Annotated in this window: 13 protein-coding genes; 10 read left to right on the top strand and 3 right to left on the bottom strand. The window is 62.6% G+C overall.

The genetic code is table 11. From position 1 onward, the window contains the following. Positions 1 to 184: 184 nt before the first annotated feature. Positions 185 to 931 carry a tRNA pseudouridine(65) synthase TruC gene (gene truC / locus G4923_RS08100; RefSeq protein WP_139745750.1) on the bottom strand — a complete coding sequence of 249 codons (747 nt, stop codon included), beginning with the start codon at positions 929 to 931 and terminating at the stop codon, positions 185 to 187. Between the two features lie 70 nt (positions 932 to 1,001). Next, complete coding sequence (locus G4923_RS08095) at positions 1,002 to 1,337, bottom strand: YqcC family protein (protein ID WP_025327927.1); 336 nt, start codon at positions 1,335 to 1,337, stop codon at positions 1,002 to 1,004. Between the two features lie 212 nt (positions 1,338 to 1,549). Here G4923_RS08095 and G4923_RS08090 point away from each other — a divergent pair, with 212 nt between their 5' ends. The 5 genes from G4923_RS08090 to G4923_RS08070 all read left to right on the top strand — a co-directional run bounded on the left by G4923_RS08090 (position 1,550) and on the right by G4923_RS08070 (position 4,535). Beyond that, positions 1,550 to 2,578: a DUF3549 family protein gene (locus G4923_RS08090; protein ID WP_163136504.1), complete on the top strand. Its 1,029-nt coding sequence runs from the start codon at positions 1,550 to 1,552 to the stop codon at positions 2,576 to 2,578. 71 nt (positions 2,579 to 2,649) lie between these two features. Next, positions 2,650 to 2,946, top strand: a complete 297-nt coding sequence (locus G4923_RS08085) for a DUF3301 domain-containing protein (RefSeq protein ID WP_025327929.1) — start codon at positions 2,650 to 2,652, stop codon at positions 2,944 to 2,946. A gap of 66 nt (positions 2,947 to 3,012) precedes the next feature. Further along, positions 3,013 to 3,249 (top strand): DUF2789 domain-containing protein, encoded by a 237-nt coding sequence (locus tag G4923_RS08080; RefSeq protein WP_025327930.1) that lies wholly within the window; start codon positions 3,013 to 3,015, stop codon positions 3,247 to 3,249. Between the two features lie 194 nt (positions 3,250 to 3,443). After that, on the top strand, positions 3,444 to 3,740 hold the full coding sequence (locus G4923_RS08075) for a hypothetical protein (RefSeq protein ID WP_163136502.1): 297 nt from the start codon (positions 3,444 to 3,446) through the stop codon (positions 3,738 to 3,740). Positions 3,741 to 3,749: 9 nt separating this feature from the next. Next, complete coding sequence (locus G4923_RS08070) at positions 3,750 to 4,535, top strand: Zn-ribbon-containing protein (protein WP_163136500.1); 786 nt, start codon at positions 3,750 to 3,752, stop codon at positions 4,533 to 4,535. 86 nt (positions 4,536 to 4,621) lie between these two features. On the opposite strand, the gene syd is transcribed toward G4923_RS08070, so the two are convergent. Then, the gene (gene syd / locus G4923_RS08065; RefSeq protein ID WP_163136498.1) at positions 4,622 to 5,170 is read right to left on the bottom strand and encodes a SecY-interacting protein; all 549 of its coding nucleotides are present in this window, start codon (positions 5,168 to 5,170) and stop codon (positions 4,622 to 4,624) included. A 105-nt stretch (positions 5,171 to 5,275) separates the two neighbouring features. Between syd and queF the strand changes: the two genes are divergently transcribed. The 5 genes from queF (at position 5,276) to xni (ending at position 12,645) form a co-directional block, all read left to right on the top strand. Next, positions 5,276 to 6,124, top strand: coding sequence for an NADPH-dependent 7-cyano-7-deazaguanine reductase QueF (queF, locus tag G4923_RS08060; protein WP_163136496.1), 849 nt, complete (start codon positions 5,276 to 5,278; stop codon positions 6,122 to 6,124). Between the two features lie 114 nt (positions 6,125 to 6,238). Further along, the gene (locus tag G4923_RS08055; protein WP_106886061.1) at positions 6,239 to 8,509 is read left to right on the top strand and encodes a hypothetical protein; all 2,271 of its coding nucleotides are present in this window, start codon (positions 6,239 to 6,241) and stop codon (positions 8,507 to 8,509) included. An 85-nt stretch (positions 8,510 to 8,594) separates the two neighbouring features. Next, positions 8,595 to 10,190: a GGDEF domain-containing protein gene (locus G4923_RS08050; RefSeq protein ID WP_163136494.1), complete on the top strand. Its 1,596-nt coding sequence runs from the start codon at positions 8,595 to 8,597 to the stop codon at positions 10,188 to 10,190. Positions 10,191 to 10,347: 157 nt separating this feature from the next. Further along, the gene (gene ppnN / locus G4923_RS08045) at positions 10,348 to 11,703 is read left to right on the top strand and encodes a nucleotide 5'-monophosphate nucleosidase PpnN (protein WP_106886059.1); all 1,356 of its coding nucleotides are present in this window, start codon (positions 10,348 to 10,350) and stop codon (positions 11,701 to 11,703) included. A 132-nt stretch (positions 11,704 to 11,835) separates the two neighbouring features. Further along, complete coding sequence (gene xni / locus G4923_RS08040; RefSeq protein WP_163136492.1) at positions 11,836 to 12,645, top strand: flap endonuclease Xni; 810 nt, start codon at positions 11,836 to 11,838, stop codon at positions 12,643 to 12,645. Positions 12,646 to 12,725 lie beyond the last annotated feature (80 nt).

Genomic DNA, 12,725 nt, shown 5'->3' with positions numbered 1-12,725 from the left:
AGCGACTCCTTGAGCGAAGCAGAGGGCCCAACTCTGGCATCATGCCCGGAGTCTTGGCCCCGGACAGGGTCTGGGTGCGCGGGGTTGCTGGCGGGGTATCTCGTTGAGCCATAAGTGGTTCCTCTGACAGGCGTGGCCTACAGCATGCCACAGCCCGGTCAGAGGCCACAAATGATGACGGGTATCAGGCGCCGTAGTCGCTCTCGCTGGCGGGCCACCCCAGCCTGGCGAACAAGCCCAGCACTTCCGGGCCGAGTGGCGCCTGGATCCGCATCGGCACCTTGAGCACCGGGTGCTCGAAGCTCAAGCGGTGGGCGACCAGCAGCAGCCGCTCGCAACCATAGTGCTCGCGAAAGAAGCGATTATGCCGACCATCACCATGGGTGGTGTCACCGACTATGGGATGGAACAGGTGATCCAGATGACGACGCAGCTGATGCTTGCGGCCCGTCTTGGGGAAGAGCCGAACCAGGCTGTAGCGGCTGGTAGGATGCTTCTTGGAAACGGCGTGGGGCAGCTCGACCTGATGCAGACGACGGAACGTCGTCACCGCCTCCTGGGCGGGGCGATCGGGGCTGCTCATGGCATCGGCTATCTTGTCCAGCTGCTCCTTGAGGGGATAGTCGATCAGCCCCTGCTCGGGGGCCCAGCCCCGCACCAGCGCCAGGTACTCCTTGTGCACCCGACGGGCGGCAAACGCCTCGGTCAGGGTCCGGGCCACGGCGGGATCGAGGGCAAACAGCAACACCCCTGAGGTGGGCCTGTCGAGCCGGTGCACGGGGTAGACGTGACGCCCCCCGATAAGATCACGGGTCATCTGCATGGCGAAACGGGTCTCGGCCTTGTCGAGCCAGCTGCGATGCACCAGCAGGCCCGACGGCTTGTTGACCGCCACCAGCCACTCATCCTGATAGAGCAGGGTCAGTTTCATGCCGCCACCCGGGTATCGCCAATGAAATACGCCGCGGCCAGGGCCCTTGGCTGGGCAGGCAGGGGATTGATCATTGCTCCACCACTTTTCCGGTCAGCAGCAGATCGAAACGACCGATGAGGCGCAGCAGCCCGGCCACCTCGGCCAGCTCGTCCTTGTAGGCTTCGCTCGCCATGGGATAGAGGGATACGCTGGTGGGCAGCGGCGCCTGCAGCAGCACCAGTTGCTCCATGCGCGGTATCAGCACGAACTGCAACCATTGATCGAAGCTCAGGGTATCGACGCAAAACGGCAGCTCGCTCGCCAGCGCCTCGGCCCCCGGATGTTCGGCTTGCCAGCGTTCGAGGCGTTGCAACTCGGCGGTGAGTTCACCCAGCAGACCGGCGACCAGCAAATATTGATTCATCTCGTCCTCTTCCTCGTCTCGACGATCATCCCGCTGCCAGAGGGCAGGGATCCCGTCTTCTTCAAACACGCGTGCCAAAAAGGGGCGTTACTATACACCGCCCCCGGGGTGGCTGCCATGCTGCCATCACTTTCATGGCCCGCACCGGCACCACTGGCTATCTGATGCAGCCTCCTTATAATCGCCCGCATCACATTTAGCCGGATGCCTTCATGTCTGCCATCAATACCCTGACCGAATTCCTGACCCAGGCCGAGACCCAGTTCCAGCTGTTCGACATGGGCCGCCAGGTGCGCCCGCTGGCGAGCGATCTCTTCGTTCGCATCGAACAGCAGCAGGAGCCCTACCCCTGGCCACTGCAACAGCATGCCTGGCTCGGCGTGCACTTCTTCCAGCCAGCCGAATCCAGGCACTACCTCTGGTTCCTCAAGTTTGCCCTCGACGAGCATGGCCTGCTCATCGCCAGCGGCCCCAAGCACTTCATGGATCAGGTGGTCGAGACCCTGGGCTACAAGCTCACCGGCGATCTGGACGAGGAGAAGGCGCAGCGACTGGCCGACAATCCCTACACCTTCCGGCCGGCCGAGGCCAAGATGGCCAGCCTGCATGCCAAGCTGGCCCGTCAGCTGGAGCAGGCGCCTTCCGCCTACTACGAGGCCCTCTGCCACTACCTGGCGGCGCCGGGGGAAGAGGGGTGGCAGGCCCTGGGGCTGCAAGGCTTCGCCGATCTGGCGGAGCGGCTGCAGGATGAACGCAATCTGGCCCTGGTGTGCAAGGCGCTGCCAAGGCTGCCTCAGGAGCCGCTCTACGCCCTGTGCCAGAGCCTGGAAAACGCCCCTCTGCCCCCGGCGCTGCAAGGTGCCTTGCTCGAGCGCATCGGCAAGGAGCAGGAGTGCGCCGACCCCAGTGCCGAGACCCTGGCCTACCTGTGCCGGGCACTGGCCTCCTGCTCAAGCAATGCCTTGCGCAGCAACAAGCTGCTGACCCTGCTGCACACCCGGCCGAGCCCGGCCCTGCTGCTCGCCATCGCAGGCCGTCTCTGGCCCGATCTGAAAAACCCCGAGCTGCTCGGACTGTTTCTGGAGCAGCTCGCCCTGCAGCCCACCCAGTTCTTCAATCAGGTCTTTGCCGAGCTGGTGACACTGCCCGCCCTGCGCAATGATATGCTGGCAAGACTGCGTGACCCCGAGCGCAGCGAGGCCCTCGGCCAGGCCATAGGCCGACTGTTCGCCTCGGTATAACCACTCTAGGTGGGGCTGTGCTTTCCCGGGGAAGCACGGCCCAGGCCATACATCACAGAAGGAACTCACTGATGGGAGAAATGCTTGGAATCTTGCTGCTGGGAGCCATCGGCTGGGCCTTCTGGCAACAGCGCCGCCAGGCGGAGCTGGCCTGGCAATATATGCGGCGCTACTGCCAGCATCACGATCTGCAACTGCTGTCGCTGGCTCGCACCCATCGCGCCCTGGGGCACAAGCCCCTGCGCCTGCTGACCTATTACCAGTTCGAGTTTTCAAGCGACGGGGAGAGTCATTACCAGGGTCAGCTCTGCATGCAGGGCTTGCATGTCGCCGGGGTCGAGCTGCCGCCCCATCGCCTCCCCTCCTAGCCCATAAGGGCAAGGCCGTGGCGGCTGGCTATAATTCTCGACAATCGCCCTTCAAGGAGACACGAGATGGAATTGCTGACCCATGACATGCCTGCCCTCTTCGCCCAGCTGGGCCTGGCCAATGACGAGATAAGCCTGCATCGCTTCATCCGCGAGCACCATCTGGACAATCAGACCCTGTTGCCAGAGGCCAGCTTCTGGAGCCCCTCCCAGGCCGTGTTCCTGCGTGACGCACTCTGGAACGACTCCGACTGGTCCGAAGCCATCGATCAACTGGACGTGATGCTGCGCCAGGCAAACTGAGCGGCCCGCGTCCCCCGCTTTTCCGAGGGCCGGGGTTTGAGCTTTGTGCCACTGATTCAGATCTCAATCGCCCTGGCTTCCTCCACCTCAACAAACTGAGCCTACCCCCTTGGCGCCGCTTTCCTGATGGACAGGCTTTGATTAAGCTCTGTGCCACCATCCGCAAGCAGCAAGACAGCAGCGCAGGAGCCAAGATGTCAGCCCAAGAGATCATCCAGATAGCCAACGAACTGAGTGCCAGGGGGATCCCCCCCTCCACCGCCATGGTCAAGGCCCGCCTCAGTCACCCAGTGCCCATGGCCGAACTGCTCAAGGTGTTGAGCCAATGGAAGCAACAGCCCCAATCGGCAGACCCAGCCCCGGCCAGCGCACCCGCCGCTGCAGCCCCGGCCCAGGCCATCGATTTGCAACAGCTGAGCGAGCAGCTCAACCGCCTCGAGCAGAAGGTCGATCGCCTGACCGCCCTGCTGCTCAAACAGCAGCCGGATTGATGCCTCCCCATGTATATCCTCGAACTCAACTTTGAATGTTACCGTGACACCTCCCTCGGCGAAGCCGAGCCGGCCATAGTCAACTACCTCGACATGCTGCGCTACCAGGGGCAGATCCTGGGGCGGGAGTTTCCCACCAGCATGCAGGATGGTGGCTTCGTCAGCCGGGTGGTCTGCCCTGAGCGGGACAGCCTGCACCCGGACAACCAGAGCGAACAGGTTGCGCTGGCCGAACAGGGCCTGCACCAGGCGGGGCTGCTGGCCCCCAAGCCCCACCTGCTCGGCATGGATCTGCTCTCCGACAGCACGGATCCTTGCGGCCAGGAGGGCGAGCGGCCGAGCTGGATGCTGCTCTACACCAGCTTTGTGCACACTTGCTCCCCCCTGCGCTGCGGCGATCATTTCGCCCCCATTCCGCTCTACCGTCTGCCCGCCATCGCCAACGGCGACCACAAGCAGATCATCAAGTGGCAGGAGGATTGGGAGGCCTGCGATCAGTTGCAGATGAACGGCTCCATCGCCGAGCACGCTGTGCTGCACGAAATCAGCGAGGTGGGCAGCCGCCTGCAGCGCCGGGGCAGCGATCTGGCCAGACGACTGGAGGGGCTCTGCGGGATCCCGACTTACTACTACCTCTATAGGGTCGGCGGCCTGAGCAAGGCGGCGGAGTTGGCACGCCCCTGCCCAGGCTGTGGCGGCGACTGGGCACTGGCAGCGCCACTGCACGAGATCTTCGACTTCAAGTGCGATCCCTGCCGGCTGGTCTCCAACCTCTCCTGGGACTTCAAGGACTAGCTCCTGCGCCGTTCCCCATGAAAGAAGGGCCCTGCCATCTGGCAAGGCCCTTCTCGTTCATACAGGAAGAGGGAAAACGGGTCCGCCTACTGCGGCAAGGTTTCCAGCCGCGCGAGAAAATCGGGCAGGGAGGGGGCCAGCACCAGACGGCGACCGGAGTCCAGCCACTCCAGCCACACCTGGCCGCTCTCGTTATCGAGCGACACCAGCGTCATCTCGTTGCGGGTGGTGGCAATGAAGAGCGAAGGGGTGCGCTTCAACTTGCGCAGCATCAGCAGGTGGCCGATGAGGTTCTCCTTGAGCAGATCCAGATCCGCCTCGTTCCACGGCAGTATGAGTTCGATGCGCAGCCCCTTGTAGGAGCAGGGGAGCGGGCGGCTGAACCAGTGGCCAAACAGGGCAAGGGCGCTCGGGTGCAGGGTCAGCTCCAGGGCATCGGCCATGGCCGTAAAGTCGGCGGGCACAGGGCGCCGGTGCGGACGCCAGGCCACCCTCCCCTCCCTGGGCTCATCCAGCTCGCAAGGGGAGCGCCAGTCGGCCTCCCACTCACACAGAGGCAGCCCTCGCCTCGCCTCGCCATCGCGCTGCCAGCGTAAAAAGAACTGCTCCAGGGCAGACAGGACTTGATCCGACATCGATATTCCCCACAATAGCGGCCTCTGATCGCCGCAAGAACCTGACCGAAAAATCCGGGCATTGCACCATCAAACCCTTTATCAGACAAGCGTGAGCAAACAAGCATGAGCAAACAAGAGAGATACGCAGGCGCCAGCGCGTTGCAGGGCCTGAGCCTGGGGCAGCAGTCTGCCTACATCAGCCAGTACACCCCGTCCCTGCTGCAACCCGTGCCACGCAGTCTGAACCGCGACGATCTCGGCCTTGGCGAAACGCTGCCCTTCCAGGGCTGCGACGTCTGGACCCTGTATGAACTCTCCTGGCTCAACGCCAAGGGCAAGCCCGTGGTTGCGCTCGGCGAAGTGGCTGTGCCCGCCACCAGCCCGAACCTCATCGAATCCAAGTCGTTCAAGCTCTACCTCAACTCTTTCAACCAGACCCGCTGCGACTCCCTGTCGGCGGTGCAGGCACTGCTGGCCAAAGACCTGAGCGCCTGTGCCGGGGCGGAGGTGAGCGTCACCCTCTTCCCTCTCGATCAGGCTCCACACCAGATAGCGCTGCTGCCGGGTGAATGCATCGACGAGCAGGACATAGAGATCGACAGCTACGAGTTTGACCAGACCCTGCTGCAAGGAGCCGCAGAGGCGGAAATTGTGGAAGAGACACTGCACAGCCATCTGCTCAAGTCCAACTGCCTGGTCACCAGCCAGCCGGACTGGGGATCCCTGGTGATCCACTACCGCGGCCCGCGCCTCAATCGGGAGAAGCTGCTGCGCTATCTCATCTCCTTCCGCCAGCACAACGAGTTCCACGAGCAGTGCATAGAGCGCATCTTCATCGATCTCAAGCACTTCTGCGCCCCGCAGCAGCTGACCGTCTATGCCCGCTATACCCGCCGCGGGGGCCTGGACATCAACCCCTTCCGCAGCGACTGGGAGCCGGTGCCCGCCAACCTGCGCCTCATCCGCCAGTAAGCCCGGCGCCACAACCCGGGAGATCAGGCCCATCACCCATGTCATCAATGAACTCTGGACGGGCGGGGGTGGGCTTGGATAACATGCCTGCACCTCGGTGCCGTTCTTAATCCAATGAATCAACTGTTTTTTCTGGCAATGATGATGTCCTCCCTGTCGGCTCCGGATCTGGATCTGGCCAAGGAGCAGTTGTCTATCGATCTGCAGCAGGCACAGACCCTGGTGCTGACCGATCCCGCCAGATGTGTCCAGATTGCCACCTCCTTCCTCGAACGCACGGCCAATAACCCCAAGCAAATCATCAGCAACCGTCAGGAATACGGCTATCGGGAGCCGATCCTGAGTTATGGCACTGCGACCCAGACCACGGGCGCCTACCTGCTTCAGGGCGAGTGCCTGCAACAGCTGGGACAGAGCCAGCCGGCCCAGGACTCCTTCGACAAGGGCATCGCCATGGCCGAGAAGGAGCAGCAGTTCGAGCTGCAGGCCCATGGTCTCTATCTCAAGATCCGCAGCCGGGAGATGCAGGAGCATGCCCCTGGTGCCAGCACTATGGCGCTCGAACAGCTGGACAAGCTGCTGACCAACCCCGGCCTCAAAGAGAGTCAGCTGCAGGTCTACAGCCGCCTGCTGCACGTCAACGCCAGCATGGAGGGGCGGCAGTTCGATCTGGCCAAGCGCCAGCTGACAGAAGCGCGCCAATGGGCGGAACAGGCCAAGAATCCCCTGGCCAGGGCCTGGGTCAGCGCCGTGGGAGGGGATCTCTATCAGGCGCTCGGACAGCCCCAGCTCGCCCTCGGGGAGTATATCGACGCCCAGCAGCAGGCCAAGAATCTGCAGGATCCCCTCTTCCTCGGCCTGCTGTCGAACCAGATGATCAGCCTCTATCAGGCGGAGCAGGAGCCGCAAAAAGCGCTGCAGTATGCCAACGAGGCGGCCAACTACTTCCATGCCCTCGGCAACCCCTCCCTGCTGAGCGACGCCCTGATAGTGCTCGCCCGGCTCAACCGGGATCAGGGGGAGATGAACATGGCGCTGGTCTACTTCTTCAACGCCCTGGATCTGCTGGGCGAGAACAACAACCGCACCCGCATCGCCCACCTCAAGTTCGAGATAGGCAAGACCTATCTGCAGACCGGCAACCTGACCCTGGCCCGCAACTACCTCAATGCGGCGCGCCAGTCCCACGAGCTGGGGGACGACAAGGAGTCGCTGATCGACACCCTGTTGCTGCTGGGAGAGCTGCACCTCAAGCAGCAGGAGGCGGGCATCGCCATCCTGCAGCTGGAGAATGCCCTGACCCTGGCCAACCGGATTGGCGACATCCGCCGCCAGTTTGAAATCTTCCGGCTGCTCGCCATCGCCTACGAGCAGAAGGGCTACCTCCAGCAGGCCCTCGAAAGCTACAAGAATTATCACCAGCGCAGCGAGCTGGTCCGCCAGCAGCAGCTCGATCTGGAGCAGGAGGCGGTCCGCGACAACTACGCCCAGGTGGAGCGGGTCCAACAGGTCAAGGAGCTGGAGCAGCGCCTCGACCAGAGCCAGCATCAGCAGGAGCGCTATCTCTGGACCAGCGTCAGCACTGGCCTGCTGCTGGTCCTGTTCATCTACCTCTTCTTCACCCTCTGGCTCAAGCTGCGGGTCGCCCGCCTCAATGCCAGACAGCTGGGCGAAGCCCTGCTCATCGAGCCGCGCAGCGGCCTGGCCAACTGGCAGCGACTGATGAGCCGCTGGCCTCGCGAGATGGCCAAGCGCCAGCAAAAATCCGATCGCTGGTACCTGAGCGAGCGCCCCACCAGCGAGTTTGACGACAAGCTCCACTACCTGCTGTTCCGGGTGCCCTTCCTGGTCAACAGCCTGGAGCAGCATGGATATCAGGTCAGCCGCGAGATCGAGCAGGCCTTCGGCCGCTACGTCAATCAGCTGACCCCTCAGGATGGCCGCATCTACGACCTGCGCGAGGGACACCTGCTCTATGTGGTGCCCCAACGCCACGTGGCCCAGTTGCACCAGCTGGCGCAGGAGCTGCTGGAGACCCTGGCCGCCTTCCCCTGCGAATACCCGCTGGACAGGCACATCAGCCTCGGCATCGTCAGCCATCCCTTCCTGCCCAAGGCGGCCATGGCCCTCGATCATCACGGCCTGTTCGACCTCTGTTATCTGGCGCTCTCGGGGGCCATGCAACTCAGCGACAAATACCAGCAGAGCGTCTGGCTGGAGCTGGCGGCCATCGATTGCCAACAGGCCGCATTTTTTAATGGCGATGTGTGGCAATGCTGCTTGATGGCAATTGACAAGGGACTGGTAAAAGTAAATTCTTCTCATGAAAAGCAATGGGTTAATTGGCTTTTGCTTTCACGGACGAAAGTGCCGGATAACCCATAACAAAAAGGTACTCAACGGGGTCTTTCATTGGCTTACTGTTGCTGGACGACACAAAAACGATAATGACAACAGGGCGACCTGCACAATGAATGATATCGCTGCCGTAACAGGACAACTGGCAAGACTCAGGGAATCCCTTCAGCAAAAACAGCAGGAGCTCGATGGCATGGCCACGTTCTCCGATGCCGAACGCACCCGCAGCATCCAGTTTATCGGCAAGCTGATGCAGGCCTGCCGTGGTCACGATCGTGAACTGGACAGCCGGCTCGCCAAGCTCAAGCAGAAGCTCGATGGCAACCCTCCCCTCTCCTCGCTCGACGTCGATCTCGCCGTCATCGAGAAGCTGTTGCAGCAACATGGCCACGCCATGGAGGAGTCCATCAGTCTGACCCGGGCCGCCATCGATCTCGGCAGCAAGCAGCTCAAGTCATTGAAGGGCTTTCCGGAAGATACCCGTCGCTCCCTCAAGGAGTTTCTCGCGAGCCCCGAGGGCTATGGCATAGGCGATCACCAGAAGAAGGTGATCCGCTTGCTGGAGTTCTACCAGCAGGCCATCAAGATCCAGCTGCTGCCACGCCAGCCACTGCTCGCCCCCGAGGTGGCCACAGAGCTCTCCAACCCGGCGCCCAGCGACTCCTTCGATATCAAGGCCCACGCCCAGATCTCCGATGAGCTGCAGCGGCTAATCACAGAGCTCGACTTTGCCGGCGCCGTGGGGGAGAGCCTAGCGGACATCCGCCGCCAGTTGCTGGGGGGCATCACCCCGCCCCTGCTGGCGGAGATCTGCCTGCAGATCATCGAGCTCATCATTGAGGGGACCCGGGAGGAGCGTAAATCCTCCCAGGCCTTCCTCAGCTCCCTCAACGAGAGCCTCTCCGCGGTACATTTCAACTTTACCGAGTCCCTGGACGAGGGGCGGGCGCTGCAAAATGCCACCCACCTCAGCGGCCAGGCGCTGGAGCGGGAACTCGCCGCCATCGATCACACCATGGCGACCCACAATTCCCCGCTGTCCCTCAAGGGCGCCATCTCCAGCCATCTGGACACCATACGCCGCCTGCAGCAGGAGCGGGAGGCCATGGCCAGCCGCGAGCGTCACCTGCTCACCCACCTCTCCAACATGGAAGCCAAGCTGCGACTGATGAAGGAGGAGACGGCCGAGTACAAGAAGCGGCTCACCATCCAGAAGCACAAGCTGTTCCTCGACAGCCTGACCCAGGTGCACAACCGGGCGGCCCTCGACGAGCGGCTCGAGCTCGAGTACAAACGCTGGCTGCGCTATGGCACCCCGCTGTGCCTGGCGATCATAGACATAGACCACTTCAAGAACATCAATGACAACTACGGCCACATGGCCGGGGACAAGGCATTGAAGGTGGTCGCCAAGGCCTTGCAGAACGCCTTGCGTGACACCGACTTCATCGCCCGCTTTGGTGGGGAGGAGTTCGTGGTGCTGCTGCCGAACATCAATCCGGACAAGTACCAGAAACCCCTGGAGAACCTGCGCCAGACGGTCAAGAGCATTCCGTTCCGGTTCAGAGACGCCAGGGTCGAGATCACCATCTCCATCGGCGCCACCCTGTTTCGCGAAGGGGACCACACCACGGACGCATTCGAGCGCGCCGACAAGGCACTCTACAGCTCCAAGAATCTGGGCCGGGATCAGGTCAATCTGGCCTGAACCCGGGTTGAACTGCGGCTAAAAAACAGGCAAACGCACCGCCCCCTATTCCCCTGCCCCACCCCTTGCCTCTACTATCGAAATCGAGGGATGCCATGGCATCCCGTTTTCTCCCCAGGGAAAGCACAACGATAACAAGCGAGTGAAAGGGGAAATTATGATTACACACATCAATCCCGTGGGCAGCATGGACCTGCTGTCCCAACTTGAGGTGGATCGCCTCAAACAGACCGCCTCCAGCGATATCTATCAACTGTTTCGCAACTGCTCGCTGGCGGTGCTCAACTCCGGCAGCCACACAGACAGCTCCAAAGAGATACTGGAGCGCTTCAAGTCCTTCGATATTCATGTGATCCGGCGCGAGCGCGGGGTCAAACTCGAGCTGTTCAATGCCCCCGAGCACGCCTTCGTCGATGGCGAGATCATCCGCGGCATCCAGGAGCACCTGTTCTCCGTGCTGCGCGACATCCTCTATGTCTCGACCCAGCTGGAGTCCAATCGCCTGGTCAACCTGACCAGCTCCACCCACATCTCCAATGTGGTGTTTGCCATACTGCGCAACGCCAAGGCGATCCTGCCCGGCGCCGATCCCAACCTGGTGGTCTGCTGGGGCGGTCACTCCATCAACGAGGTGGAGTACCAGTACACCCGCGCCGTGGGCAGCGAGCTGGGCCTGCGGGAGCTCAACATCTGCACCGGCTGCGGCCCGGGTGCCATGGAAGGCCCCATGAAGGGGGCCGCCGTCGGCCACGCCAAGCAGCGGGTGCGCAACGGCCGCTACATAGGCCTCACCGAGCCCTCCATCATCGCCGCCGAGCCCCCCAACCCCATAGTCAACGAGCTGGTGATACTGCCGGACATCGAGAAGCGGCTGGAGGCCTTCGTGCGTCTGGGCCACGGCATCATCATCTTCCCGGGCGGGGTCGGCACCGCCGAGGAGCTGCTCTATCTGCTCGGCATCATGATGCACCCGGCCAACGAGCGGCAGCCCATGCCCATCATACTGACCGGTCCGAAAGAGAGCGCCGACTACTTCCGCGCCATCGACGACTTCGTCAAGGCCACCCTGGGTGAGCCGGCCACCAGCCTCTACCGCATCATCGTCGGGGATGCCCCGGAAGTGGCGCGGGTGATGAAGGAGGCGATGCCGAAGATCCGCGAATACCGCAAGTCCGTGGGGGATGCCTACTCCTTCAACTGGTCCTTGCGCATAGAGCCGGAGTTCCAGCTGCCGTTCGAACCGGATCACGCCAGCATGGCGAGTCTGGATCTGCACCGCAACCAGCCGCCCCAGCTGCTGGCGGCGAACCTGAGGCGCGCCTTCTCTGGCATAGTCGCCGGCAACGTCAAGGAAGGGGGCATTCGCGCCATCGAGAAGAAGGGCCCCTTCAAGCTGCACGGCGACAAGGAGCTGATGCACCTGATGGACAGGCTGCTGGAGAGCTTCGTCAGGCAGCAGCGGATGAAGCTGCCTGGCAGCCAGTACATTCCCTGCTACGAAATAGTGAAATAAGGGCGCTGCGCCCGTTATGACAGGAGGGGCCCCAGGCCCCTCCTTCACTTCCCGGCCCTGGCGTCCGGGGTTAGCACGGCGCCCATCCCTTGTTACAATGGGCCGTCCCGACCGCCAAGAGTGCTCCCTGCCATGCAACACCCCAGGCCACACCTGCTCATCATCGATGCCCTCAACCTCATCCGCCGACTGCACGCGGTGCAGGCCCAGCAGGCGCTGACCCCGGCCCAGGCCCTGATCGCCACCCGCGCCAACCTCATCAACACCTGCAAGAAACTGCTGGCCGGCAGCGAACCGACCCACGCCATCGCCGTGTTTGACGGCGAGGTGCACAGCTGGCGCAAGGAGATCTATCCGGCCTACAAGGAGGGGCGCACCCCCATGCCACAGGAGCTGAGGGAGGGACTGGCCGACCTGCAAGACGCCTTCTGGGAGTGCGGTGTGGATGCCCTGCTCTCCCAGACCGACGAGGCGGACGATCTTATCGCCACGTTAGCCAGTGGAATTGCCCAGCACGGTGCCAGGGCCACCATCATCTCCACCGACAAGGGCTTCTGCCAGCTCATCTGCCCGCAGATCCGGGTCCGCGACTACTTCAACAAGCGCTGGCTGGATGAGGCCTTCGTGCAGCAGCAATATGGCGTGGCTCCCGAGCAGCTGGTGGACTTCTGGGCCCTGACCGGCATCGGTGGCTCCCATATCAAGGGGGTGCCGGGCATAGGGCCAAAGACGGCGACCCAGCTGCTGCTGCAATATGGCGATCTGGCCGCCATGCTGGACGCCTGCCAGCAGGAAGACGCCGGCAAGCCCCTGCTCAAGCTGCGCCAGCACAAGGATGAGGCCCTGCTGGCCCAGCGGCTGGTGCGGTTGCAGCAAGACATCCCCTTAGGCTTCAACCTGAGAGAGATCCGCTACCCGCCCGAGCCCGACTCGGAGGCGTGATCCCCGGCACACTATTCCCCGAAACAGGCCGTACCTGTTGACATAAATGGGAAAAATGTAAAGAAACATGGAGGAAGTGG

Origin of the sequence: Aeromonas rivipollensis (assembly GCF_010974825.1) — a bacterium.
Lineage (GTDB): Bacteria > Pseudomonadota > Gammaproteobacteria > Enterobacterales > Aeromonadaceae > Aeromonas > Aeromonas rivipollensis.
The sequence above is the reverse complement of the archived record's forward strand: the minus strand, read 5'-3'. Positions and strand labels throughout refer to the sequence as shown.

Bases quoted from the DNA above. Each gene is read 5' to 3' on its own strand.
- G4923_RS08055 (WP_106886061.1), top strand. From the start codon at position 6,239: ATGAATCAACTGTTTTTTCTGGCAATGATGATGTCCTCCCTGTCGGCT.
- queF (WP_163136496.1), top strand. From the start codon at position 5,276: ATGAGCAAACAAGAGAGATACGCAGGCGCCAGCGCGTTGCAGGGCCTG.
- G4923_RS08080 (WP_025327930.1), top strand. From the start codon at position 3,013: ATGGAATTGCTGACCCATGACATGCCTGCCCTCTTCGCCCAGCTGGGC.
- G4923_RS08070 (WP_163136500.1), top strand. From the start codon at position 3,750: ATGTATATCCTCGAACTCAACTTTGAATGTTACCGTGACACCTCCCTC.
- G4923_RS08090 (WP_163136504.1), top strand. From the start codon at position 1,550: ATGTCTGCCATCAATACCCTGACCGAATTCCTGACCCAGGCCGAGACC.
- G4923_RS08095 (WP_025327927.1), bottom strand. From the start codon at position 1,337: ATGAATCAATATTTGCTGGTCGCCGGTCTGCTGGGTGAACTCACCGCC.
- truC (WP_139745750.1), bottom strand. From the start codon at position 931: ATGAAACTGACCCTGCTCTATCAGGATGAGTGGCTGGTGGCGGTCAAC.
- G4923_RS08075 (WP_163136502.1), top strand. From the start codon at position 3,444: ATGTCAGCCCAAGAGATCATCCAGATAGCCAACGAACTGAGTGCCAGG.
- ppnN (WP_106886059.1), top strand. From the start codon at position 10,348: ATGATTACACACATCAATCCCGTGGGCAGCATGGACCTGCTGTCCCAA.
- syd (WP_163136498.1), bottom strand. From the start codon at position 5,170: ATGTCGGATCAAGTCCTGTCTGCCCTGGAGCAGTTCTTTTTACGCTGG.
- G4923_RS08085 (WP_025327929.1), top strand. From the start codon at position 2,650: ATGGGAGAAATGCTTGGAATCTTGCTGCTGGGAGCCATCGGCTGGGCC.
- G4923_RS08050 (WP_163136494.1), top strand. From the start codon at position 8,595: ATGAATGATATCGCTGCCGTAACAGGACAACTGGCAAGACTCAGGGAA.
- xni (WP_163136492.1), top strand. From the start codon at position 11,836: ATGCAACACCCCAGGCCACACCTGCTCATCATCGATGCCCTCAACCTC.